Source organism: Streptomyces sp. NPDC048436 (assembly GCF_043200355.1).
GTDB lineage: Bacteria > Actinomycetota > Actinomycetes > Streptomycetales > Streptomycetaceae > Streptomyces.
This window is the reverse complement of record NZ_JBICXP010000003.1, coordinates 772,975-797,613: the sequence shown is the minus strand read 5'-3', so window position 1 is coordinate 797,613 and position 24,639 is coordinate 772,975. Positions and strand designations below refer to the sequence as shown.

20 protein-coding genes are annotated in these 24,639 nt (G+C 69.9%); 6 read left to right on the top strand and 14 right to left on the bottom strand.

What is annotated here, in order from left to right; all coding sequences use genetic code 11:
• Positions 1-274: 274 nt before the first annotated feature.
• From ACGFX9_RS14490 to ACGFX9_RS14480, 3 genes are all read right to left on the bottom strand, one after another.
• Positions 275-1,204, bottom strand: a complete 930-nt coding sequence (locus ACGFX9_RS14490; RefSeq protein ID WP_393470211.1) for a GNAT family N-acetyltransferase — start codon at positions 1,202-1,204, stop codon at positions 275-277.
• A gap of 89 nt (positions 1,205-1,293) precedes the next feature.
• Entirely contained in the window at positions 1,294-1,674 is a 381-nt protein-coding gene (locus ACGFX9_RS14485) for an MmcQ/YjbR family DNA-binding protein (RefSeq protein WP_393470208.1), read from the bottom strand.
• Between the two features lie 54 nt (positions 1,675-1,728).
• Positions 1,729-2,751, bottom strand: coding sequence for an alpha/beta fold hydrolase (locus ACGFX9_RS14480; protein ID WP_393470205.1), 1,023 nt, complete (start codon positions 2,749-2,751; stop codon positions 1,729-1,731).
• A 368-nt stretch (positions 2,752-3,119) separates the two neighbouring features.
• On the opposite strand from ACGFX9_RS14480, the gene ACGFX9_RS14475 reads away from it, so the two are divergent.
• Positions 3,120-6,650: a ThuA domain-containing protein gene (locus ACGFX9_RS14475; RefSeq protein ID WP_393470202.1), complete on the top strand. Its 3,531-nt coding sequence runs from the start codon at positions 3,120-3,122 to the stop codon at positions 6,648-6,650.
• A gap of 11 nt (positions 6,651-6,661) precedes the next feature.
• The gene (locus tag ACGFX9_RS14470) at positions 6,662-7,534 is read left to right on the top strand and encodes a sugar phosphate isomerase/epimerase family protein (RefSeq protein WP_393470199.1); all 873 of its coding nucleotides are present in this window, start codon (positions 6,662-6,664) and stop codon (positions 7,532-7,534) included.
• On the opposite strand, the gene ACGFX9_RS14465 is transcribed toward ACGFX9_RS14470, so the two are convergent.
• The 5 genes from ACGFX9_RS14465 to ACGFX9_RS14445 form a co-directional block, all read right to left on the bottom strand.
• Positions 7,504-8,097, bottom strand: coding sequence for a GNAT family N-acetyltransferase (locus ACGFX9_RS14465; RefSeq protein ID WP_393470197.1), 594 nt, complete (start codon positions 8,095-8,097; stop codon positions 7,504-7,506). The two genes, ACGFX9_RS14470 and ACGFX9_RS14465, sit on opposite strands and share 31 nt — an antisense overlap.
• Positions 8,094-8,657: a helix-turn-helix domain-containing protein gene (locus ACGFX9_RS14460; RefSeq protein ID WP_393470194.1), complete on the bottom strand. Its 564-nt coding sequence runs from the start codon at positions 8,655-8,657 to the stop codon at positions 8,094-8,096. Before ACGFX9_RS14460 ends, ACGFX9_RS14465 begins: the two co-directional genes overlap by 4 nt.
• A gap of 61 nt (positions 8,658-8,718) precedes the next feature.
• A complete protein-coding gene (locus ACGFX9_RS14455) occupies positions 8,719-9,555 on the bottom strand; it encodes an ABC transporter ATP-binding protein (protein WP_393470191.1) in 837 nt (278 codons plus the stop codon).
• A 38-nt stretch (positions 9,556-9,593) separates the two neighbouring features.
• Positions 9,594-10,622 carry an ABC transporter substrate-binding protein gene (locus tag ACGFX9_RS14450; RefSeq protein WP_393470188.1) on the bottom strand — a complete coding sequence of 343 codons (1,029 nt, stop codon included), beginning with the start codon at positions 10,620-10,622 and terminating at the stop codon, positions 9,594-9,596.
• Between the two features lie 46 nt (positions 10,623-10,668).
• Complete coding sequence (locus ACGFX9_RS14445; RefSeq protein WP_393470184.1) at positions 10,669-11,550, bottom strand: ABC transporter permease; 882 nt, start codon at positions 11,548-11,550, stop codon at positions 10,669-10,671.
• A gap of 388 nt (positions 11,551-11,938) precedes the next feature.
• Here ACGFX9_RS14445 and ACGFX9_RS14440 point away from each other — a divergent pair, with 388 nt between their 5' ends.
• The 4 genes from ACGFX9_RS14440 to ACGFX9_RS14425 are packed head-to-tail and all read left to right on the top strand — an operon-like array spanning position 11,939 to position 16,140.
• On the top strand, positions 11,939-13,060 hold the full coding sequence (locus ACGFX9_RS14440; RefSeq protein WP_393470181.1) for a type III polyketide synthase: 1,122 nt from the start codon (positions 11,939-11,941) through the stop codon (positions 13,058-13,060).
• Positions 13,061-13,091: 31 nt separating this feature from the next.
• Positions 13,092-14,288, top strand: a complete 1,197-nt coding sequence (locus ACGFX9_RS14435) for a cytochrome P450 (RefSeq protein ID WP_393470177.1) — start codon at positions 13,092-13,094, stop codon at positions 14,286-14,288.
• A 35-nt stretch (positions 14,289-14,323) separates the two neighbouring features.
• Positions 14,324-14,905, top strand: a complete 582-nt coding sequence (locus tag ACGFX9_RS14430; protein WP_393470175.1) for a cupin domain-containing protein — start codon at positions 14,324-14,326, stop codon at positions 14,903-14,905.
• On the top strand, positions 14,902-16,140 hold the full coding sequence (locus ACGFX9_RS14425) for a cytochrome P450 (protein ID WP_393470172.1): 1,239 nt from the start codon (positions 14,902-14,904) through the stop codon (positions 16,138-16,140). The genes ACGFX9_RS14430 and ACGFX9_RS14425 overlap by 4 nt, the downstream gene beginning before the upstream one ends.
• A gap of 59 nt (positions 16,141-16,199) precedes the next feature.
• Here ACGFX9_RS14425 and ACGFX9_RS14420 read toward each other — a convergent pair whose 3' ends face one another.
• The 6 genes from ACGFX9_RS14420 to ACGFX9_RS14395 all read right to left on the bottom strand — a co-directional run bounded on the left by ACGFX9_RS14420 (position 16,200) and on the right by ACGFX9_RS14395 (position 24,535).
• Positions 16,200-17,099, bottom strand: a complete 900-nt coding sequence (locus tag ACGFX9_RS14420) for a LysR family transcriptional regulator (RefSeq protein WP_393470169.1) — start codon at positions 17,097-17,099, stop codon at positions 16,200-16,202.
• 51 nt (positions 17,100-17,150) lie between these two features.
• Positions 17,151-18,359, bottom strand: a complete 1,209-nt coding sequence (locus ACGFX9_RS14415; RefSeq protein WP_393470166.1) for a glycine C-acetyltransferase — start codon at positions 18,357-18,359, stop codon at positions 17,151-17,153.
• A 34-nt stretch (positions 18,360-18,393) separates the two neighbouring features.
• The gene (gene tdh, locus ACGFX9_RS14410) at positions 18,394-19,422 is read right to left on the bottom strand and encodes an L-threonine 3-dehydrogenase (RefSeq protein ID WP_393470163.1); all 1,029 of its coding nucleotides are present in this window, start codon (positions 19,420-19,422) and stop codon (positions 18,394-18,396) included.
• Positions 19,423-19,546: 124 nt separating this feature from the next.
• On the bottom strand, positions 19,547-20,734 hold the full coding sequence (locus ACGFX9_RS14405) for a Gfo/Idh/MocA family protein (protein WP_393470160.1): 1,188 nt from the start codon (positions 20,732-20,734) through the stop codon (positions 19,547-19,549).
• Positions 20,735-20,801: 67 nt separating this feature from the next.
• On the bottom strand, positions 20,802-23,063 hold the full coding sequence (locus tag ACGFX9_RS14400; RefSeq protein ID WP_393470157.1) for a right-handed parallel beta-helix repeat-containing protein: 2,262 nt from the start codon (positions 23,061-23,063) through the stop codon (positions 20,802-20,804).
• Positions 23,060-24,535 carry a M1 family metallopeptidase gene (locus ACGFX9_RS14395; protein WP_393470153.1) on the bottom strand — a complete coding sequence of 492 codons (1,476 nt, stop codon included), beginning with the start codon at positions 24,533-24,535 and terminating at the stop codon, positions 23,060-23,062. The genes ACGFX9_RS14400 and ACGFX9_RS14395 overlap by 4 nt, the downstream gene beginning before the upstream one ends.
• Positions 24,536-24,639 lie beyond the last annotated feature (104 nt).

The following is a 24,639-nucleotide window of genomic DNA, read 5'->3' as shown; positions in this document are numbered from 1 at the left end:
CGGCACCCCTGTCCCCTCCCCCGGCAGAAGCGGCGGGCCCGCAGTCCACGGGTCTCGACCTCCGTGCCGCCCCGGATCATGACACGGGGCACTGACAGCGGACGACCGGATTTGGTCGCCTGGCGCCGGGCATAGATCGTCCTGCTGAGGCCTGCTGACCGCCTGCTGACTGCCTGCTGACGGGGCAGAAGATGCCGTGGCGGAGCGAGGTGAGGAGCCGCCGCCCGCACCCCGGCTCCATCCCCCACTCCTCAGCGAGCGCGCGAGGCGCGGGCTAGGTCTTGATGAGCGGCGCGTCCCGCGTCAACTCCCGGAAACCGACGCCGTAGTACAGCCCCCGCGCCTGCGGATGCCCCGGCGCGCCCAGGCAGGCGACCGTCACATGGGTGGCACCCGCCGACCGGGCCACGCGCATCCCGTGCAGAAGCATCGCCCTTCCCAGGCCCAGACGCCGGTAGTCCGGGCGCGTCCCTACCGGCTCGAACTCGGCCGTCTTGTTCGCTTCGTCCAGCCACATGATCGTCGAGGACGCCATCGTTCCGTCCGGTGCCTCCACCAGGATGTGCAGGTCGCCGCGGTACCCCGTCGTCTGCCGGACGCCCTGGTAGGCCTCCACCGTGTACGTCGATCGGGGCCAGGCGTCCAGGTGGGCCTGGACCGCGGCCTTCGGCCCGGCCTCGTCGGCGGTGCGGAACCGGAAACCGTCCGGCAGCACCGGCTGTTCCACGTCGGTGAGGTCTCGCTCGTTGAGCTGGGTCCAGGAACCGGTGTCGCCGAGCGCCGCGGGGTCGGTCTCATAGCCGTGCGCCGCCCAGCGCTTCAGTGCGAACTCATCGGCGGCGCTCGGCATCACCGTACGTTCGAGGTCGGCAGCCGCAGCGTCGTACCAGTCGATCACCTCGTCGACGAGGCCCGCGTGATCGGGATGGATCTGATACGCCAGATAGGCGCCGGTGCCGGACACCTCCTTCCCCGACCGGTGCGGAAGTTGGGCCCATCCCCACGCCACCAGCTCCCCGCCGGAGAACCACAGCCGACGCGTCCAGCCCGCCCCGGCTCCGGCGTGCCCCTTGCCCCAGTTCCAGGCCAGCTCGCCGAACGTCGCGTCACCGTTCACGAGGTCCGGGCGGATGGCGGTGACACGCTGGGCCAGGCCCTGCATGAGCCGCACGTCCACGGCGGTAACAAGCTCGGCATTCGACATAGTGCGCCACTGTGTCAGGACTCCGCAGAGCCGTCGAGCCGTTTTCAGGAGCCCCTGGGCATGGCAGCCAGCCACCCGGCACCAACGCACTAGCCCACCGGCGGGACCCCCAACTCCGGGTAGGACTCCAGGAGTCGGGTGGGAGCGGCCTGGCGCCAGGAGTCGGCGAGGATGTCGGTCAGCTCACCCTTGTCGAGGGCCGAGAGCCGGGCGCGGACCCACGCGAACATCGCCTCGTGATCGGCGATCCAGAACTTCCCCGGCTCCGCCAGGACCAACTCGTCGCGCTCCTCCTTCGGGCACCGAACGGCGATGGACGTCTCGTCCTCGGGAAGCGTGGCGAACATCTTTCCGGCCACCCGGAAGGTGGGCATGCTCCAGGCGATCTTCTCCGTCGTATCCGGCAGGGCCAGCGCGATACGGCGTACGTCGTCGCCCGTGACCTGGGCTTTGGCATGAGTCCGAGACATGCCCTGAACGGTAGCCAACGCCACTGACAGCGGGCCCCCGGCCGACGACGCGCCTCACAGCACGTGCTTGTCCAGCCACGCCCTCAGATCCTCCTGCACCTCGTCCCTGTTGGTCTCATTGAGGATCTCGTGGCGCGCCCCTTCATACCCCCGCCAGGTGAGGTCGTCCGCCCCCAAGTACCGGAAGTCCTCCACGAGTTCATGGACCAGCGTCATGCCCTGGTTGCAGGGGTCCTCGGTGCCGACGGCGATGTGGACGGGCAGGTCCGCCGGGATCCGGGCCAGATTGCGCGGGTCGTTCATCTTGCGCACGGCACGTACCCAGTCCAGGCAGAGCCCGGCGGAGAAGGGAAATCCGCAGCGCTCGTCGGCAACGTACGCATCGACCTCGGCCTCGTCTCGCGTGAGCCACTCGAAGCCGGTGCGCTGCGCGTACGGGTCGTTGAAGGCGGCGAAGAGCTCGGGGAGGTACGAGGAGAGCGCCGCGCGGCCCTCCTCGGCGATCTCGCGCTCCAGGCGGGCGATCGACTCGTCGACCCCGACCCCGGGCAGGGAGCGGAACGTCCCGGAGAGGATCAGGCCCGCGAGGTCGTCGGCGTACTCCTGGACGTAGTCCCGGGCCAGATGCGACCCCATGCTGTGGCCGAGCAGGAAGACCGGGGTTCCGGGGTACAGGGTGCGTACTTGGTCGCCGATCGCCTTCAGGTCGTCGACGATGGCGCGCCAACTGTCGCCCGACGAGCCGGGGGTGCCAGGCGTCTCATCCGAACCGGAAGACGTGTCCGTCACCCCGTACCCACCCGTCGCCTGTGCCGTCGCCCCATGTCCCCGGTGGTCGGAGGCGATGACTCCGTAGCCGTGCGAGGTCAGGTGGCGCGCGAAGCGGTCGTAGCGCAGGGCGTGCTCGCCCGCGCCGTGCGCGATCTGCACGAAGGCGCGCGGCCTGCCGCCGTCGGGCAGCCAGGTGTACGTGGCGACGGGTACGCCGTCCGCCGCGTTCACGAGTCCAGCGGTATACGCGGCGGGGGCGGGCGCGGAGGCAGACGCGGGGGCGGCGGTCGAGGCTTGGTCAGGCATTGCGGAAGGCTCCCCTGTACGGATTGCTTCAGTTCCTGGTCCTGAGACCCTCCCCCGCCTGCGGGGCCTCATACCAGTGCCGCGCAAACCGGATCCCGCAGCACCGCCGCCCGGCAACTCGGATCCCGCAGCACCCCCGCCCGCCGAACCCGATCCCGCAGCACCCCTGCCCCCCCCCGACCGCTCCCTCCTCACGCCAGGCCCTTCCGACCCATTGACCCTCCGTCAGAGCGGAACCTACGCTGAGCAACGCGCAAGGGAAAGCGCTTTCTAGCCGCGCTTCCCAGCCCTCGCGCACTCGCGCAACTCGCACTCACCGCAAACCCGGCTACCGGCAGCCGTCTCCACCCGCCAGCCCAGGGAGCGCCATGAGTTCCACGAGTACCACCGCGCCCAGACGCAACCCCCTCCGGCCCAGATCCGGACCCCACGCGCCAAGACCCCGCCCCCTCCTCGCGATCCTCGCCCTGCTGGCCCTGGTCATCGGCCTCGGCCTCGGCCTCACCGCACCGCCTCCCGCGTCGGCGCAACCGGATACGAACGACGCCCCCTTCCGCGTCCTCGTCTTCTCCAAGGTCACGAACTTCCCCCACGACTCGATATCCGCCGGCGTCGAGGCCATCAAGAGGCTGGGCAGTGAGAACGGCTTCGAAGTGGAGGCCACGGACGACGCGTCCGCCTTCACCGACGCCAACCTCGCCCGCTTCCAGGCCATCGTCTTCAACAACACCAACTCCACCCCGGAGAAGGGCGATCTGCTCGACGCCGAGCAGCGCGCGGCCTTCCAGAAGTACGTCCGCGCGGGCGGCGGCTGGGTCGGTCTGCACGCGGCGTCCGCCAGTGAGCGGGACTGGGGCTGGTACGAGGGGCTTGTCGGCGCGATCTTCGACAAGCACCCCGAGGTACAGACCGGGCGGATCAAGGTCCTCGACCACGCGCACCCCTCCACCAAGGGCCTTCCCGAGCTCTGGGAGCGTACGGAGGAGTGGTACAACTGGCGCGCGAATCCCACGGGGAAGGTGCACACGCTCGCCCAGGTCAAGGTGCGCGACGGTGTCACCGGGCTCGACGAGGGCGTCGACCAGCCGTGGTCCTGGTGCCAGAACTATGACGGCGGACGCTCCTGGTACACGGCGGGCGGGCACGCCAAGTCGGCCTTCCAGGAAGAGGGCTTCCTGAAGCACATCCTCGGCGGCATCGAGTGGGCCGCCGGCAACAAGCCCGGCGACTGCACCGCCACCAAGACCGGCGCCTTCCAGCGCACGCCGCTCGCCACCAACGACCTGGCCGACCCCTTCGAGCTGGCCGTGGCCCCCGACCGCCGGGTGTTCTTCATCCAGCGCACCGGGAAGCTGAAGATCATCGACCAGGAGACGCTGAAGGTTTCCACGGCGCTCGACTTCGACTACACCCCCGAGATGACGAGCCAGTCGGACGGGCTGCTCGGCCTCGCGCTCGACCCGAAGTTCGAGGACAACCACTGGGTCTATCTCCTGAACTCCGACAAGACCGAGAAACGCATCAATCTCTCGCGCTTCACCGAAGCGGGCGGAAAGATCGATCCGGCCACGGAGAAGCGGCTCTTGACCATTCCCACGTGGCGTGGCGAGGGCCGGGCGAACTCGCACATGGCGGGCTCGATCGCCTTCGACAAGAAGGGAGACCTGTACATCGCGACGGGTGACAACACCGATCCGTTCGCGTCGGACGGATTCAGCCCGATCGACGAGCGCGAAGGCCGCCGCGCCTGGGACGCGCAAGGCACAGCCGGCAATACGAACGACCTGCGGGGAAAGGTGCTGCGGGTCACCCCGAAGGACGACGGTACGTATGCCGTGCCCGAGGGGAATCTCTTCGCGCCGGGAACGGACAAGACCCGGTCCGAGATCTATGCGATGGGCATGCGCAACCCCTTCCGCATCACCACCGACCCGCTGAGCGGCGCCCTGCTGATGGCCGACTACGGGCCCGACGCCAAGGCCGCCGTCGCCGACCGGGGCCCCGAGGGGACCGTCGAGTTCAACCGCATCACCAAGGCGGGCAATTACGGCTGGCCCTACTGCGTCGGCGACAACACCCCGTTCAACGACTACGACTTCGCAGCGAAGAAGTCGGGCGCGAAATTCGACTGCGCGAAGATCGTGAACGATTCGCCGAACAACACGGGCCTGCGCGATCTGCCGCCCGCGAAGCCCGCGAACGTCTGGTACGCCTACTCCGCCTCCGAGCAGTTCCCCGAACTCGGTACGGGCGGCGGCGGTCCGATGAGCGGCCCCGTCTATGACTACGACGCCGCCAACACGTACAAGACCAAGTTCCCCGAGTACTTCGAGGGAAAGTGGTTCAACTACGAGCTGACGCGGCAGTGGTTCAAGGTCTTCTCGATGCAGGAGAAGGACCAGACGTTCACCGACCCGCGCTTTGCCCCCGCGAAGGCGGGCGATCTCCAGTCGGTCAACTCCATTTTCGGCGACATGAAATGGAATCAGCCTTTCGACGCCGACTTCGGTCCTGACGGCGCGATGTACGTCATCGACTTCGGGCTCGGCAGCGGCACGGGCCGTGGTGGCGGCAACGAAGGCGCGGGCATCTACCGCATCGACTACGTGGCGGACGGACGGCTGCCGGACGCCCGCGTCAAGGCCACTCCGGACAACGGCAGGACGCCCCTTGAGGTGAAGTTCTCCAGCGAGGGTTCGGGACTGCCCGGCGGTAAGCCCGTCACGTACGCGTGGGACTTCGACGGCGACGGCACGACCGACTCGACCGAGGCGAACCCGACTCACACATACACCAAGAAGGGGCAGTTCAGCGCGCGCCTGAAGGTCACGGGTCAGGACGAGCTGAGCAGTCTGGCCGTGCAGGAGATCACCGTGGGGAACACCCGGCCCGTGGTGAGCATCCAACAGCCGCCCAACGGCGGGACGTTCAGCTTCGGCGACACGATTCCGTTCAAGATCAAGGTGACGGACAGGGAGGACGGTCCTGTCGACTGCAAGAAGGTCGTCGTCCAGTCCCAGCTCGGGCACGACACCCATCTGCATCCGCTGGACAACTACACCGGCTGCACGGGCGAGATCGTGACGGACGCCGGGGACAGCCACGGGCCGGGCCAGAACCTCTACTACGGGATCACGGCCCAGTACGAGGACAAGGGCGCGCCCGGGGTGCCCGCCCTGACCGGTTCCGCCTCCCTGACGCTGCGGACCTCCTTCCGCGAGGCCGAGCACCGCACCGCCACCGGCGGCGCGCACAACGGCGTCGACATCGGTGACCGCGCGGACGCGTCCGGCGGCAAGCGGATCATCGAGATCGAGGACGGGGACTGGGTCTCCTTCGACCCGGTGCACCTCAAGGGCGTCGACTCCGTGACGGTGGGGGCCTCTTCGGGCGGTCTCGGTGGTGACATCGAGTTCCGCGCCGGGTCACCGACGGGCGACCTGCTCGGCAAGGTGAGCGTGCCGAACACGGGCGGCTGGGGCAATTTCGTCTCGCCGACGACCGAACTGGCCGACCACGACGGCACGACGAAGCTGTACGCCGTCTTCACCAACCCGGAGTGGTCTTCCGACAAGGCCGATCTCCTCTCGGTCGACTGGCTGCGCTTCAACGGCCCCGGAGTCGAGAAGAGGGCAGGGGCGAAGGTGACGGTCAAGGCGGCCCCGGGCAGCGGCACGGCGCCCCTCACCGTCAAGCTCACCAGCACGGTGCGGCTCCCCCAGGGCCGCACCGCGGCCTCGTACCACTGGGACTTCGGCGACAACTCCAAGCCCGGTGGTGCGGAGAGCGGCAACGCCGAGCACGCGTACGCGCGCGCGGGGACGTACACGGCGCATCTGACCGTCACCGACGACAAGGGCGACACGACGACCGGCGCTGTCCGGATCACGGCGAAGTGAGGAGGCCGACCATGGAGAGAAGAACCGGTCCGAACGGGACCAGACGCGCCTTTCTCGGTACGTCGATGGGGCTCGCGGCAGCGCTCGGTACCGCACTGCCCGCGCGCGCGGGTGAGGCGTCACGGTGCCGGCGCATCCCGCGCGGTGGCATCGGCATGCACCTCTACACCATGCGCAACGTCCTCGCGCAGGACTTCGCGGGCACCCTGGAGCGGCTCGCCGGCATCGGGTACGCGACCGTGGGCGTGAGCGGCCGGCACGGGTACGGCGCCGCCGACATCCGGCGGATGCTCGACGCGGTGGGCCTGCGGGCGGTCCTGGAGCACGTCTCGTACGACATCCTCAAGGGCAGCGGCCTGCCGCGGGCCCTGGAGGATCTGCACACCCTCGGCGCGAAGTGGCCGGTGGTGCCGAGCCTGCCCGGCGCGCTGCACACACCGGACGGATTCCGGGAAGCGACACGGCAGTTCAACAGGATCGGGCAGGCCTCGCGCGACGCGGGGCTCGGCCCGGTCCTTTTCCACAACCACGGCACGGACCATGTGGTGGTGGACGGCACGAGCCTGTACGACATCCTGCTCACCGAGACCGATCCTCATCTGGTCGGCTTCGAACTGGACGTGTACTGGGCGGCGAAGGGCGGCGCGGATCCGGGGACGTACTTCGTACGTCATCCGCGACGGTTCCCCGCGCTGCACGTGAAGGACATGGCACCGGACGGCGACTTCGCCGACGTCGGCTCGGGGACGCTGGACTTCGCCGCGATGTTCGACCACGCGCGCGTGGGCGGCGTCAAGCAGTGGCTGGTGGAGCACGACAGCCCCGCCGATCCGTTCGCCACGGCGCGGAACAGTTACGCGTATCTGGCGGCGCTGCGGTACTGACGTGCCCGGTCCGGTCGGGGTGCGCCCGAACCACCCACCTTCTTAAAGAAGAGTGTCGTCGGGTGGAGTGCCCCGGCCGGGTCCGTCGCGTAGTCCGGGATCATCCCGGCCTCCGTCCAACCCCCGGACCGGTAGAGGGACTCGGCGGGGCTGCCGGTCTCCGTGTCCAGGACCAGGAGGGTCACGCCCGCGTCCGCCGCCGCCTGTTCCGCGGTGGCCAGGAGCGTGCGGGCAAGGCCCTGGCCGCGTGCGGAGCTGTGGACCATCAGCTTGATGATCTCGGCGCGGTGCCTGCCGTTGGGCTTGTCCACGAAGCTGACGCCGACCGTCCCGGTGATCCGCTCGGCTTCGCGCACGGCCCAGACCGCGAGCCGCCCCTCCGCCACCGCAGGGGCCAGGCCGCGCCACCAGTCGGCGGCTGCCGCGTGGTCGAAGGGCGCGAGGAAGCCGAGGGAGGCTCCGCCGTCCACGACGTCGGCGAGGAGGTCCGCCAAGTCGTCCGCAGACGCGTGGAGTTGAGCGGAGGTGAGACGGGTCGGCACCGGCCGTTCCAGTGACTTCATCCCGCGACCACCACCAGCGCGTACCGCACGGCCCGCTTCCCCGAACACCGGAACCGCGTCGGCCCCCACACCCGGAACCGCAGACAGTCCCCCGCTTCCAGGGTGTGCGCCTCGCCCTGCACGGTGACCTCCAGCGCCCCTTCGAGCACCCAGATGTGCTGCTCGAGGCCGGGTACGGGAGGTCGGTCGTAGGAGACGTCGGCGCCCGGATCCAGGCGCCCTTCGACGAGTTCGCCGCGCAGGCCCGCGTGCGGCGGCGACACCGAGCGGCGCACGAAGCCGGAGGCACTGTCCGTCCAGACGCCCTGCTCGGCCGCGCGCACCAGCTGCGCGGGCTCGGCCTCCACCTCGCTCAGGAGCTGCGACATGGTGCGCTCGTAGACCGCGCAGAGCCGGTTCAAGAGGGACGCGGTGGGGCTGATCTCCGCACGCTCGGCCCGCGAGAGGGTGGAGCGGCTCACGCCACTGCGGTCCGCCAACTCGCCGAGGGACCAGCCGCGTTCCGCGCGCAGTTCGGCGAGGCGGGCGGCGAGCCGGTCGTCGACGCCATCATGTTCCATATTCGGCACGCTATCCCGAATATGAGACGAACGGCAAACGTCGGGACCTTTGGCTCACGCCTCACTCGTGCGCGGACACCGCCCCCAGAAGCTCGCGGATCCGGCCCGTGGCCTCGCGGAACTCGCCTGTCGCCAGCGTCGTCGCGTACGAACGTTCCGCCGGCAGGCCGACGTCGATGATCTCCGTCACCGTGCCGGGGCGCGGGCTCATCACGACGACGCGGTCCGCGAGATAGACGGCCTCCGCGATCGAGTGGGTCACCAGGAGCACGGTGGTGCCGGTCTCGCGCCATATCCGGTTCAGCTCGACGTTCATCTGCTCGCGGGTGAGCGCGTCGAGCGCTCCGAAGGGCTCGTCCATGAGCAGTACGGGTGGTTCGTGGAGGAGGGCGCGGCAGAGCGCCACGCGCTGCTGCATGCCGCCGGACAGCTCGTGCGGATAGGCGTCTTCGAAGCCGTCGAGTCCGGTCATGCGGATCAAATCGTCGGCACGCGCGCGTGCCGACGCGGCGGGGATCCTGCGCATCTCCGCCTGGAGCAGGATGTTGCGCCGCGCGGTGCGCCAGTCCAGGAGGGCGGCCCGCTGGAAGACGTATCCGATGTCGCGGCGCGGACCGCGCACCCGCTCGCCGCTGAGCAGCACGTCGCCCGATGAGGGTGCGAGCAGTCCGGCGACCAGCTTCAGGAGGGTGGATTTGCCGCAGCCCGACGGCCCGACGATCGCCACGAACTCCCCCGCGGCGACGTCTACGGAGACGTCCCGCAATGCGGTGACGTCCTTCTTCTTCGTACGGAAGCGGACGGCGACGTCATCGAGGCGTACGGCGGAAGGCCCCGCCGCCGCCCCCGATGGCGCGCGTCCCGCCTTGTCGACCGGGGCCCGTGGCTCGTCACTCATCTTGAGAGTCGCATCCTTCGTCATTGCCCTGCCGCCCCTCAGCCCTTGATCCCCTTGGCCGCGTCCCAGTACTCGGCGACGGGCTTGGCCTTCTTGACCATGCCGGCCTCCGCGAAGACGTCGATGGTCTGCTGCCAGTCCGCCTCCGTGTTCGCGCCCGGCGCCTTCCCCTCTGTGGCGTCGGTGTGCAGCAGGGTCAGCGTCGTCTTGAACTGCTCGGACAGCACGGACTCCGGGGGCAGTTGCTCCGACGCGCCCTCCATGGCGGCGACCGCGGGCTCCGGGCTCTTCTCGGCGGCGGCCCATGACTCGCTCACGGCGGCGGTCATGCGCTTGGCCAGATCGCCCCTGCCCTGAAGGGTTTTGGGTCCTGCGATGAGGCCGTTGGAGTAGAAGTTGAGGCCGTTCTCGGAGAAGCGCAGATACGAGACGTCCTTCTTGGCCTTGTTCCGCATGGTGGGCCCCTGGTCGCTGGCGTAGCCGAGCAGCGCGTCCGTCTTGCCGGAGATCACCGCGGCGATCTTGCCCGCCGGGTCGGTGTTCTGGACCTTGACGTCGGAGAGCTCCATGCCGTTCTTCTCCAGGAAGATCGGGAAGGTCTTGGTGAGCGCGTCGCCCGCCGTGCCCGCGATCGTCTTGCCCTTGAGGTCGGCGGGCGCCTCGACGTCCTGCGCCGCGAAGAACTGCACGGAGGCGGGCGTCGTCTGCAGGAAGACCCCGAGGCTCTTGACCTTGACCCCCTGATCGACACCCGCGAGCACCGCAGGGGTGTCCGCCCAGCCGAAGTCGGTCTGCCCGGTGCCGGTGGCCTGCACGGTCTTCTGCGAGCCCTGGCCCGCCCTGATGTCCAGGTCAATGCCGTGCTTCTCGAAGATCTTCTGCTTCTTGCCGTAGTAGAACGGAGCGTGTTCGCCGTACGGATACCAGTTGAGCGTCAGCGTCACCTTGTCGAGCTTCTTGCCGGAGTCGCTGGTGCTCGTCTTGTCGTCGTCGCCGCCGCAGGCCGTCGCGGTCACCGCGACGAGTGCCAGGGGGACGAGGCCGGTGAGCAGTCTGCGCGCGTGCATGGGACGGCCCTTCTCGCGTACGGGTGGCTGGTGCTGGCGGCGTGGATCAGTACGCCGTGGTGGCGGCCACGTCCCTGCGGCTCGCGTGCCACGGGAGCAGCAGCTTCTCGGCGATCTCGACGAGTACGAAGAGGACGACGCCGATCAGCGACATGACGAGCAGGCCCGCGAAGAGCATCGGGGTGTCGAGGTTTCCGTTGGCCTGGAGGATCACATAGCCGAGGCCTTCGTTCGCGCCGACGAATTCACCGACGACGGCTCCGGTGACGGCGAGCGTGACGGCCACCTTCAGACCCGAGAACAGATGCGGCAGCGACGCCGGGAAGCGGATCTTCAGGAAGGTCTGCCAGGGCCGCGCGCCCATGGTGGCGGAGAGCTGGAGCATCTCCGGGTCGACGGCCTTCAGTCCCGTGACCATCGAGATGACGACGGGGAAGAAGGCGATGAGCACGGCGATGAGGATCTTCGGTGCGATCCCGAAGCCGAGCCAGACGACGAAGAGTGGCGCGATCGCGATCTTCGGCACGACCTGGGCGAAGAGGAGGATCGGGTAGAGCGTCTTCTCGACGGTGGTCGAATAGACCATGAGCACCGCGGAGAGGATGCCGACGCCCACGGCGATGACGAAGCCGAGCAGGGTCTCGTACGTGGTGACCCAGCTGTGCTGCCAGAGATAGTCGGGCTTGTCGAGGATCACGTCGAGGGTGGCGCCGGGCGAGGGTACGAGATAGGCCTCGACCATTTCGGTGGCGGCGACGAGCCACCAGGCACCGAAGCAGACGAGCAGCAGGACGAGCGGCCGCCAGCTCTTCTCGGCCGCTTCGGCCGTACGTTGCCGCAGGGTGGGGCGGCTTCGGTCGGCAACGCCTGCCGTTTTGACGGGAGTTGCCTGCAGTGCGCTCTGGCTCACGGAGAACTCCCCTGGCATTCAGCGAACTTCGGAGGCAGTTGCGGAGCGTTGGTGCGGAAGCGTCAACCGCTTTCAGAAAGCGCTTTCTGAGGTGTCCGCCACGCTAATGACTGGCCGACCGCAGGGTCAATAGATCGGCTCGAAGTTTCGCGGCGCGGGACGAAGGGGGCTCGCCCGTCCAGTAACGCCGACGGCATACGTCCATTCCCCGCCGTTCGCTCCGGCGCCGCCGACCTCTGACGGTCCGGCGTCCCGCCCGCCACTCGAATGAAACTTATGTACAGTTTCAGGCCGACTTGCTGGGCCTTCCCCTTTAGGTCTGAAATGATCCACCACGGCTGTCCGGCAGCCCGCCCGAACCCCGCCACGAGACCGGGCGCCGTCTACCCCTCAGGATGTTCCGCCCATGGCCGTCTTGTGCCGACCTGCCGTCGCGGTGCCCGAGCACGTGATCACCTCTGAACAGACCCTCGATCTGGTGCGCACCGTTCACGCCGACCATCCCCAGCTCGCACTCGCACTACGCCTGATCGAGAACACCGGAGTGGCCAAACGGCATCTCGTCCAGCCTCTCGAGGACACGCTTCGCCACCCGGGCTTCGAGGTGCGCAACAAGCTCTACGAGACGGAGGCCAAGGCACGGGTGCCGCAAGTGGTGCGGCAGGCGCTGGAGACGGCCGAGCTGTCGCCGTGTGACATCGACCTGATCGTCTATGTCTCGTGCACGGGCTTCATGATGCCCTCCCTGACGGCCTGGCTGATCAACACCATGGGTTTCCGGCCGGAGACCCGGCAGGTCCCGATCGCCCAGCTCGGCTGTGCGGCAGGCGGCAGCGCGATCAACCGGGCGCACGACTTCTGCACCGCCTACCCGGGGACCAACGTCCTCATCGTGGCCTGCGAGTTCTGCTCGCTGAGCTACCAGCCGACCGACGTGGGCGTCGGCACCCTGCTGTCCAACGGACTGTTCGGCGACGCCGTGGCCGCAGCGGTCGTCCGGGGCTCCGGCGGCACCGGGATGCATCTGGAGCGCAACGGCTCCTACCTCGTACCGCAGACCGAGGACTGGATCGCGTACGCGGTGCGTGAAACCGGATTCCACTTTCTGCTCGACAAGAGGGTCCCCGGCACGATGGAGGACCTGGCGCCCGTCCTGAGCACCCTCGCCGACCAGCACGGCTGGAACGCCTCCAACTTGGACTTCTACATCGTCCACGCGGGCGGACCGCGCATCCTGGACGACCTCTGCACCTACCTCGGCGTGCCGCCCCGGGCGTTCCGCTTCAGCCGCGCCACGCTCACCGAGTACGGGAACATCGCCAGCGCCGTCGTCCTCGACGCGCTCGGGCGGCTGTTCGACGAGGGCGGAGCGGAGCACCGGGCCAAGGGCCTGATCGCCGGGTTCGGGCCGGGCATCACCGCCGAGGTGGCGCTGGGGCACTGGACCGTCCAGGGAGCGTCGGGCAGGTCCGTGACGCCCGAGGAGTCCGCCGTACCGAAGGCCGCCTCGCCGGAGCCGGCGGTCTGACCGCGCACCACCGAGACAGGAAAAGAACACCATGCCCGAACCGCAGACCCACTTCTGGGCACCGCCGGACCTGCCCGGCCTCGCCTTCGACCCACTGCTCGCCCGGCTGCTGCACGAGGAGCCGGTGGCCCGGGTGCGACTGCCCAACGGCGAGGGCCACGCCTGGCTCGCGACCCGCTACGACGACGTACGGTTCGTCTCCGTGGACCCCCGCTTCAGCCGGCAGGCCGTGATGGGGCGCCAAGTCACCCGGCTCGCCCCGCACTTCATCCCGATGGACGGGGCCGTCGGGTTCGCGGACCCGCCGGACCACACCCGGATGCGGCGCGTGGTCGCCGGCGCCTTCACCGCCCGCTCGATGCGCCGCCTGCGCGACCACGCCCAGCAGGTCGCCGACCGGCTCCTCGACCGGATGGCGGACCGGGGCGGACCGCTCGACCTGATGGCCCACCTCAACCGGCCCTTCCCGCTCGCCATGGTGTGCGCGCTGATGGGTGTATCGGACGAGGACCAGTCGAAGATGGCGCACTGGTCGGACACCATCATCTCCGCCGCGCACGGCCGTGAGGCCAGCGAGCAGGCCAAGGCGGAGATGGCCGCGTACTTCCGCGACCTCATCGAACGGCGCAGGGCCGAGCCCGAGGAGGATCTGGCCGGAGTGCTGGCGGACGCCATGGGGAACGAGGTGCTCGACCAGGACGAGGCGGTCGGCCTCGCCGTGCTCATCCAGATCGGCGGGGCCCACGCGGTGCGCAACAACAGCGCCAACATGGTGTACGCGCTGCTCACCCGGCCCGGCCACCTGGCCCGCCTGCGCGCCGAACCGGAGCTCCTCCCCCAGGCCGTGGAGGAGCTGCTGCGCTACATCCCGCACCGCAACGCGGTCGGCCTCTCCCGGATCGCCCTGGAGGACGTCGAGGTGGGCGGCGTGCTGATCCCCGCGGGTGACCCCGTCTACGTCTCGTACCTCACGGCCAACCGCGACCCGCAGGTGTTCGCCGACCCGGAGCGGCTCGACTTCGACCGGACACACAACCCGCACGTCGCCTTCGGCCACGGCCCCCACTACTGCCCCGGCGCCACTCTGGCCCGGATGGAGTCCGAGATCCTGCTGCGCTCGCTCTGGGACCGCTTCCCCGGTCTGCAACTGGCCGTGCCGGAGCGGGAGCTGGTGTGGGAGCGCGGGGCGCTGATCCGCGGACCCAGGGAACTGCCGGTGCAGTGGTGAGGACCGTCGAGGAGCCGTACCCAGAGGAGAGAGCCGTGAAAGACCCCGGCCCGTCCACCCGCCCGACCGAGGGTCTGGTGATCCCGCCCGGCGGCGGCCGGACCGTCAGGACCGCCGCACAGCAGGTGACCTTCAAGGTCACTGGGGCGCACTCGACGGTCGCCTCCACCTTCGAGGTGGTGGTGCCGCCCGGTTTCGACGTCGGCGCGCACACCCACAGCCGCAGCGAGGAGCTGTTCTACCTGCTGGAGGGCGAGCTGGACGTGCTGGCATTCGAGCCGAAGGTCCGCACCCGCGACGACTGGCGGGAGTGGGAGTCGCCGTCCGGTCTGCGCCACATCCGGGCCACGGCCGGGACGATGATCCTGGTGCCGCCGGGCTGCCCGCACGCCTTCGCCAACCCGACAGGACGCCCCGCCCGGATGCTCTTCCAGGCATCCCCTCCCCCGGACCACGAGCGCTACTTCGAGGAGCTGCTGGAGCTCCTCGCCGGCGGCGGGATCGACCCGGCGGCCGTGGAGGAGCTGCGCGTGCGGTACGACATCGAGCAGCTGACCCCGCTGCGGCACTCGCCTCCCGTCCAGGCCCCGATGGCGGACGTCGGGGTGACGTCATGAGCGAGGACATCACCACCGGCGAGCTGAGCCGGCGCACCTCCGCGGAGGCCGTCGAGCACTTCTGGCCGGTGGAGCACCTGGAGGAGCTGGAGTTCGACCCGCTGCTGCACCGGCTGCTGCGCGCGGAGCCCGTCGCCCTGGTACGGATGCGGTTCGGGGAGGGCAACGCCTGGCTGGTGACCCGCTACCAGGACGTCAAGGAGGTCACATCGGACCCGCGGTTCAGCCGGGCGCTGACCGTCGACCGGCCGGTGACCAGCATGACCCCGCACGTCGTCGCCCCCGTCGGCGGCATCGGCCGCACCGATCCGCCCGACCACACCCGGCTGCGGCGGCTCCTCGCCCAGACCTTCAACCGCAAGCGGGTCGCGGTCCTCAAGGTGGAGGCGGAGGCGATCGCGGAGCGGCTGGTCGGGGAGATGCTGGCCAAGGGGGCACCCGCCGATCTCGCCGAGTACGTGACCGGGCCCATGCCGGAACAGGTGATCGGGAAACTGCTCGGGGTGCCGGAGGCCGACCTCGGCCGGCTTCAGGCCTGGCGGAGCGTCATCCTCTCCAGCGACCGCTCACTTGAGGAGAGCAACGCGGTCAAGGCCGAGATCGCCGGGCACTTCAGGAAGCTCGCGGACCACCGCCTCGAACACCCGGGCGACGACCTCTTCAGCGAGCTGTCGCAGGCGCAGGCCGAGGGCGCGCTCAGCCGCCCGGAGCTGATCTCGCTGGCTGTGATGATCGTCCTCAACGCCCTCGACCAGGTCCGCAATCAGTGCACCACGATGGTGTACACGCTGCTCACCCACCCCGAGCAGCTGGCACGGCTGAGGGCCGAACCCGAGCTGCTGCCCACCGCCATCGAGGAGTTGCTGCGGTTCATCCCGCAGCGCAACGGCGTGGGGCTGCCCCGGATCGCCACCGAGGACGTGCCCGTGGGCGATGTGCTCATCCGCGCCGGGGAGGCCGTCTACGTCTCGTATCTGGCCGCCGACCGCGACCCGGCGGTCTACACCGACCCGGACCGCTTCGAGCTGACCCGCGACGAGTCCCCCAACCTCGCCTTCGGGCACGGCGCGCACTACTGCCTGGGCGCGGCGCTGACCCGGATGCAGTCGGAGGTGATCCTTTCCACGCTGCTGCGCATGGCCCCCGGCCTGCGGCTCGCGATCACGCCCGAAGAGGTGCGCTGGCGCCGCGGCTCGATCAACCGGGGCCCGGAGGCGCTGCCGCTTGCGTGGTGAGGACCCCGGGCGGGACCGTACGGGGAACGACCTCACCGCGGCACCTACGTCGGCGACCCCTACTCCGCGGCCTCCCCCAAGGCATCGAGCACCGGACGGATCAGCGGATGCTCCTCCGCCCCGCACCGCACCGCCGCGAACACCCGGCGCGTAGGGGCCACGCCCTCCACCGGGCGGATCACCACCCCGGAGACGTCCATCCCCCGCAGCGCGGAGCGTGGCACCAGAGCCACGCCCGCTCCCGCCGATGCCAGGGCGACGACCGCCCTGAAGTCGTCCGACCAGTGTTCGAGCAGGGGCTGGAAGCCCGCGGCCTCGCAGGCGAGTATCACCACGTCATGGCAGGGGTTGCCCGCGAAGGGCCCGATCCAGGCGTCCTTGGCCAGCTCGGCGAGCGGCACACGCTCCGCGTCCGCGAGGCGGTGCGTCACCGGGAGCACCGCGTCGAACGGCTCGGCGTACAGCGGGACCCGCGTCAGCCGCGGATCGTCCACACCCGGCGCGCCCCGGTACTCCACCGCCACGGCGACATCCACCTGCCGGTCGAGCACCATCGGCAGGCTCGCGTCGCCCTCCGCGTCCTGGACCCGTACCCGGATGCCGGGCGCCCCGGCCGAGAGGCGGACGAGGGCGGGGCCGACCACCAGGGCGATGCCCGTGGCGAAGGACGCCACGGTCACCGTGCCCGCCGCGCCCGAGCTGTACGCGGCGAGCTCCGCCTCGGCCCGCTCCAGCTGGGCGAGGACCGCGTTCGTGTGGGAGAGCAGGATCTCGCCGGCCGGGGTCAGCCTGACCCCCCGCGCGCCCCGCTCGACCAGGCGGTGGCCCGTCTCCTGCTCCAGGGCGGTCAGCTGCTGGGAGACCGCGGAGGGCGTGAGGTAGAGCGCGGCGGCAGCGGCCGTGACCGTGCGGTGGTCGGCCACCGCACGGAGGATGTGCAGCCGCCGCGCTTCGATCATGAGGTCGATTCTCCCAAACCGCCGGTCGCGCCGGAACCATCGGCCTCACGCTCAGGCTTCCGCGCCCTCCAGCTCCGCCCGCGCCGCCACGAAGGCGTCCACCGCACGGTTCACGTCCTGCGTGGAGTGCGCGGCGGAGAGCTGGACGCGGATGCGGGCCGCGCCCTGCGGCACCACCGGGTACGAGAAGCCGATCACGTACACGCCGCGCTCCAGGAGCAGCTCGGCCATGCGTCCGGCGACGGAGGCGTCACCGATCATCACCGGGGCGATCGCGTGGTCGCCCGGCAGGATGTCGAAGCCCTCCTCCGTCATCCGCGAGCGGAACAGCGCGGTGTTCACGGCGAGCCGCTCCCGCAGGTCGCCCGCCGACTCCAGGAGGTCGAGCACCTTCAGGGACGCCGCCGCGATCACCGGGGCGAGCGTGTTCGAGAAGAGGTACGGGCGCGACCGCTGGCGAAGCAGCGCGACGATCTCGGCGCGGGCCGCGACGTAACCGCCGGATGCGCCGCCGAGCGCCTTGCCGAGGGTGCCCGTGATGATGTCGACGCGGTCCATGACGCCGTGCAGCTCAGGGGTGCCGCGGCCACCGGGGCCGACGAAGCCGACGGCGTGCGAGTCGTCGACCATCACCATCGCGTCGTAGCGGTCGGCGAGGTCGCAGATCTCCCGCAGCGGCGCGAGGTAGCCGTCCATGGAGAAGACGCCGTCGGTGACGATCAGCTTCCGGCGCGCGCCGCCCTCGGACGCCTCCTTCAGCTGCTGCTCCAGGTCGGCCATGTCGCGGTTGGCGTACCGGAAGCGGCGGGCCTTGCTCAGCCGGATGCCGTCGATGATCGACGCGTGGTTGAGGGCGTCGGAGATGACCGCGTCCTCCGCGCCGAGGAGCGTCTCGAAGACACCGCCGTTGGCGTCGAAGCAGGACGAGTAGAGGATCGTGTCCTCCTGGCCGAGGAACGCGGCCAGGCGCCCCTCAAGCTCCTTGTGCACCTCCTGCGTACCGCAGATGAAGCGTACGGACGCCATGCCGTAGCCCCAGCGGTCGAGCGCCTCGTGGGCGGCCGCGATCACCTCGGGGTGGTCGGCGAGGCCGAGGTAGTTGTTCGCGCAGAAGTTCAGCACCTCGCCGGGGCGCCCGCCCGCGGTGACGGCGACCGTGGCGGACTGCGGGGTGCCGATGACGCGCTCGGGCTTGTGCAGTCCGGCGGCGCGGATCTCGTCGAGGGTGGTGCGCAGGTCGTCGCGTACGGAGTCGAACATGCTTGATTCCTTCAGCAGCTGAGGCGGTGGTGGTTCAGGAGGTCCAGTCGAGGATGACCTTGCCGCCGCGGCCGCTCGCCGCGTCGTCGAAGGCCGCCTCGAAGTCACGGTGGCCGTAGCGGCCGGTGATCACGGGGGCGAGGTCGAGGCCGCCTTCGAGCAGCACGGACATCGAGTACCAGGTCTCGAACATCTCGCGGCCGTAGATGCCCTTGATCGTGATCATGGAGGTGACGACGCGGGACCAGTCGACGGCGAAGTCCTCGGCCGGCAGTCCGAGCATGGCGATCTTGCCGCCGTGGGTCATGTTGGCGAGCATGTCGCGCATCGCGACCGGGTTGCCGGACATCTCCAGGCCGACGTCGAAGCCCTCACGCAGGCCCAGCTCGCGCTGGCCGTCGGCGATCGAGCGCTCGGCGACGTTGAGGGCCAGGCTCGCGCCGACCTTGCGGGCGAGGTCGAGACGCTCGTCGTTGACGTCGGTGACGACGACGTTGCGGGCGCCCGCGTGGCGGGCCACGGCCGCCGCCATCAGGCCGATCGGTCCGGCTCCGGTGATCAGCACGTCCTCGCCGACCAGCGGGAAGGACAGCGCGGTGTGCACCGCGTTGCCGAACGGGTCGAAGATCGCGGCCACGTCGAGGTCCACGGGGACGCGGTGCACCCACACGTTGGAGGCGGGCAGCGCGACGTACTCCGCGAACGCCCCGTCCCTGCCGACGCCGAGCCCCACCGTCGCCCGGCACAGGTGGCGGCGTCCGGCCTGGCAGTTGCGGCACTTGCCGCAGACCAGGTGGCCCTCGCCGCTGACCCGGTCACCGATGTTGATGTCGGCGACGTCACGGCCGGTCTCGACGACCTCGCCGACGAACTCGTGTCCAACGACCAGCGGCGCCGCGACCGCCTGCTGCGCCCAGCCGTCCCAGGCCCGGATGTGCAGATCGGTCCCGCAGATCCCGGTGCGGAGCACCTTGATCAGAACGTCCCCGTGGCCGATCACCGGCTCGGGTACGTCCATCAGCCGGAGCCCTGGCTCCGCCTTCTCCTTGACCAGCGCCTTCAACGCAACGGCTCCTGTCGTACGTCGCTTCTACCCCCGACGACACAGGAATCTTCCCTACGGCGGCGCCCTGGTCCATCGAGGATTTCTTAAGCGCCGCCGCAGCTTTCCTTCAGGCCCGGGTCCTTCAGGCCCGCCGCTGGCCCCGCTCGAAGTACGCGACGAGCTCCGGATCCAGCTCCGGCACCTCGCGCGGCACTCCGCCGTCCCGCAGCGACTGCGTGGCGCGGACGCCCGCCGCCACCGCCATCCGGGCGGCGACCGGCGACGTGTCGGTGCGCCCTCCCTCGCGTACGAAACGTACGAACTCCTCGATGAGGAGCGGGTCGGAGCCGCCGTGCCCGCCCTCGTCCTGGGCGTCCGGCACCGGATATTCGGCGTCGGCGTCCGGGCGGTACGTCGAACGGCGCGCGTTCCAGACCTTCACCACTCCCCCGGGGCCGTCGCCGAAGTTCTCCAGGCGGCCCGCGTCGCCGATGACGGTGTAGTTGCGCCAGTAGTCGGGGGTGAAGTGGCACTGCTGGTAGGAGGCCAACACCCCGTTGTCGAGGCGCATGTTGACCAGGGATACGTCTTCGACGTCGATGACGGGGTTGAGGTCGCGCTGGGTGTGCGGCGGCCAGTGGCCGTCCTTGGTGTACCAGTCCTCCGTCTTCGGCTCGCCCGGCTCGCGGCGGTGCGGGTTGTCGCCGTAGACCATGAGGTCGCCGAGGGCCTGCACCTGGCGGGTGTAGCCGCCCGCGAGCCAGTGCAGGACATCGATGTCGTGGGCTGCCTTCTGGAGCAACAGGCCGGTGGTGTGCTGCCGCTCGGCGTGCCAGTCCTTGAAGTACCAGTCGCCTCCGTAGGCGACGAAATGGCGTACCCAGACGGTCTTGACCTCGCCGATCTCGCCGCGCTGAATGATGTCCCGCATCAGCCTGACGACGGGCATGTGGCGCATGTTGTGACCTACGTAGAGGCGGGTTCCCGTCTCGAACGCCGTCCGCAGGATCTCGTCGCAGGCCTCGATGCCGATCTCCAGGGGCTTCTCCACGAAGACGGGCTTCTTCTCGCGCAGCGCCTCGCAGGCGAGCTGTGCGTGGGTGTGGTCGGGGGTGAGGATCACGACGGCGTCGACGTCGGGGTCCTCCACGACCTTGCGGTGGTCGGTGGATATCAGGGCGCCGGGGAAGGCCACGGCCGCCTCCGTCCGCGCGGTGACGTCGTGGTCGGCGAGCGCGGTGACGCGGGAGCCCGCGCCGGGCCGGTGTGCGGTGCGGGCGAGCGAGCCGCGCAGGCCGTAGCCGAGGACGCCGAGACGGAGGTCGGTCATGGTGTGCCTTTCCGTGCAAAGAGCTGTGCGAGTGCGGGTGTTGCCCACGTACGGGTGCGGGTGTTGCCTACGTACGGGCCGGATGGACGAGCACGTGGGCGAGCGCCACGCGTCCCGTGCCGGTGAGCTTGATCCTTATGTATCTGGCTTCCGCGTCCGTGTCGAGGAGTGTGGGCCGCAGGGCTCGTCCGGTGACGTGCAGGGTCGTGGCGTCGGCGAAGTCCGCGGTCCGTGCGAGTTGGACGTCGAAGCCGGCCGTCGTCATGGAGGTGTTGTTCCAGACCTCGACCTGTCCCACGCGCCGCGTGTCACCGAGGTCGACCTGCCACCAGGCGCCCGGTTCGGCGAGCGTGCGGGTGTCGGTGGTGGTGTCCCCGTCGGTGGCGTACGACGCGGTGGCCGCGCCGTCCGTGGAGGACTGCGACGCCGTGCCCGCGCGGGCGAGGTCCGGGCGGAGCTGCTCGGCCGCCACCTCGCGCGCGCCCGCGCGTGCCGCCACCGCGAGTGCCCGGGGCGGCAGCCGGTCCAGCTTGGTGTGGTTGTCGTTCATCGTCGATCCCGTGCCGGTGAGGGCGGGTGCGTCGGTGTCGGTCCAGTTGCCGCTCGCGTGGTTCTGGATGCCGTAATCGGCCCAGTTGGAGACCCACTTGTAGCCGATGCGGGTGATGACGTTGCCTTCGACGCGGATGTACGAGGACTGCTCGTCGAGGTAGATGCCGTTGCCGTCCCGCTCGGTGTTCCCGTAGGCGGAGCGGTTGATGTAGTTCCCGGAGACGACCGTGCCGGGCTGGGCGCCCTGGGTGTAGATGGCGCCGCCGTCGTGCTGGGCGTGCTCGACGCGCATCACGTCGGTGATCCTGTTGCCGGTCACCCGGTTGTCCCGCAGGACCGACTTCTGGGCCTCCGGCTGGTTCCAGCCCCAGCCGACCGAGATCCCCGAATAGGGCAGGTCCTCAAGGGTGTTGTGGTCGACGGTCAGCTCGGCCTCGTATCCGGCCCAGATGCCCACCGCGTCCGTGTACTCGGCTCCGGCGCCGCGGATCGTGTTGTACGCGACGGTGTTCCGCTCACCCGCGAGTTCGGCGGCCGGCTGGGGCTCGGTGTCGCCGACGTACACGGCGCCGGAGGACAGGTCACTGAAGCGTGAGCGCGTGACCGACGTGTCCTTGGTGCCCGCTTCGAGGACGACTCCGGCGCCACCCAGATGCGTGAACTCACCGCCGCTTACGGCCACATGACGCCCGCCGCGCACTGTGAGGGCGGCGCTCGGTTTGGTGTAGTGACGCCCCGCGTGATCGACCGGGCCGCTCGCCCCGGTGAGGGTGAGACCGGCCTGGGTGCCCGCATACCCCTCGTCGGTGGAGGGCCGGCGGTAGGCGGCGTAGGCGAATCCGATGCCCTGTACGCGCAGGTCGTGGGCGCCGTCGATGACCATGAGCTGTTCGGTCACCGGGGTGAGCACGCGCGCGTGGCTCATGTTCTCGCCCTTGCGCGGGAGGTAGGTGACGGTGCGGTCCTCGGCGTCCCAGACGAACTCACCGGGTTCGTCGAGGAGTTCGCGGGCGTTCTCGAAGAAGGCCACTTGGGAGTAGCGCGACGAGTCGACCGTGGTCGAGTCCCAGGCCGGTCCCGTACGGTTCGTGCCGCTCGCGGAGTTGGTCCAGCAGGGCTGGGCGAAGGTCATCCGGTCGCCGTCGACGGAAGCGATCCGGCAGTGGTAGTCGCGCCAGCGGACCTTGATGACGGCATCGGCGCCGGTGGGCCGCCGCCACTCTCTGATGCCGGTGGCGGTGGCGCCCGTCATGCCGGTCTTCGTCGCGTCACAGATGTTCGCGGCGCAGGCCTCGCCCCGCGCGCGCAGCGCCCGCTTCCCGTCCACGAAGAGCTGGCGCGGAGTGATGCCTTCGGGGACGTCGGCCGTCCAGGTGCCGTCGGTCCCCTTGTCCCATCCGGTCAGGGCACGCCCACCGGACAGTACGGGGCGGGCGCCGCGGGCGGCGGTCCAGGTGACGGCGTGCCCGTCGCGCCCGGAGTCGGCGGCGCCCAGTGTGAGCGGATCGCTCATCTCGTAGGTGCCGTCGGCGAGTTCGACGCGCACGTCCCGTCCGCTGACGGCGCGCGCCGCGTCGCGGGCGGCCTCCGGGGAGCAGGGGCGGGCGACGGTGCAGGAGGCGCCTGAGCCGTTCGGTGCCACGTGGAGGATCTTGGGGGCCGGGGAGGCCTGGCTTGCCTGGGCTGTCTGTGCCGCGCTCTGCGGGGCGATGACGGCTCCGGCAGCCGCTACGGCCGCGAAGGCCACGCACACCGCGGTGACGCGTGGGCGCCTCACTTCGTCACGCCCCAGTCGGGGTGGCCCGGCATCGGCGGGTTGTCGAGGTCGAACAGCCAGTGGTTCAGGAACGTACCGACCGAGGCGTCACCGGTGACCTTGACAGCGTTGTCGATGAAGTCCTGGGTGGAGGCGTTGCCGTGCCGGTGCTTGGTCAGCCACGCCTTCATCACGGCCTCGAACTTCTCCATCCCGATCTGCTGGTCGAGGGCGTAGAGGGAGACCGCGGCACCGTCGTAGATGTTGAAGCCGCCGAGCCCGGTGGGCTTTCCGGGCGGGCCGTCGGTCTTGCGGACCGCGTCGAGCTTGGCGTACGCGGTCTTCATCTTCTCCTCGATGGGCTGGAAGCCCTTCTGGTCCGCCCACACGGCCGCGTAGTAGACGGCCGGCCCCTCGTTCAGCCAGGCGTCCTGCCAGGTGGAAGGGGTGACGGAGTCGCCGAACCACTGGTGGGTCAGCTCGTGGACCATGGTGGTCGAGTAGGTGGGGCGGTCGAACCACGACGGCCCGAAGAGTGACAGGGTTTGATTTTCCAACGCGTCGCTGTAGCCGTCCCGCACGATCTGCACGCCGTAGGTGTCGAACGGATAGCGCACACCGAGGGTCTTCTCCAGCCATGCGAGCTGCCCGCCGGTCTCCTCGGCGATCGGCCGGTACTTCGCCTGCTGGTCCTCGGGGACGAGGTGACGCAGCTTCACTCCGTGCGGGCCGCGTCCGTAGAGATAAGTCTGCTTGTTGACGGAGATCCCCAACAGCTCGGGCGCCATCGGGGACTTGAGGGAGAAGTCCCACGTCTTCTTGGACCCGGCGGCCTCGCGGGCACCGGTGAGGTTGCCGTTGGCGGCGGGCGTCCAGCCGTCGGGGGCGGTGAGGTGGAAGGACCAGGTGGCCTTGTCGGAGGGGTGGTCGTTGACCGGCGCGAAGGTGTCCGCGCGGGAGGCCTGGGCGGCCGACGCGAAGCCGCCGTCGGACATGTAGCGCCAGCGCGGCTGGCCGACCGGCTTGGTCTTGCCGTTGCCGTGGTAGGTCAGTTCGACGTCGAAGGCGCGGTTGTCGCGCAGGGCGCCCGCCGGGGTGACGGTGAGCTCCTGGCCGGTCCGGCCCGGGCCGATGGCCCATGTGGCCTTCCTGCCGTTGACCTTGACCGTGTCGATGGCCAGCGAGTCGACGTCGAGGTTGAAGGAGAGCAGGTCCTGGGTGGCTCTCGCCTTGATCTTCATGGTGCCGGTGAAGTCGTACGTCACAGGCGTGAAGCCGAAGGAGAGGTCGTAGTGGCGGACGTCGTAGCCGCCGTTGCCGAGCGTCGGGAACAGCGGGTCGCCGACGCCGTCCGAGCCGGGGGTCGGCTCGAAGGGGGCCGCGTGGGCGGGGAGGGCGAGCGCGAGGGTGGCGGCCGCGGCTGCGGTCGCCGTCGCGGCGCGGAGGGTCCGGGTACTACGGGCGCGTACGGTTCGGGTCCTGTTCTCAGCCATGGGGCCGCAACGTAGTAATCGCTTACCGTCAGCGTCAACACCGCCTGATGTAACCGGTTGACGTGCGATGGGCGCCCTCCAGACCTCCACCGGACAGAAAGAAC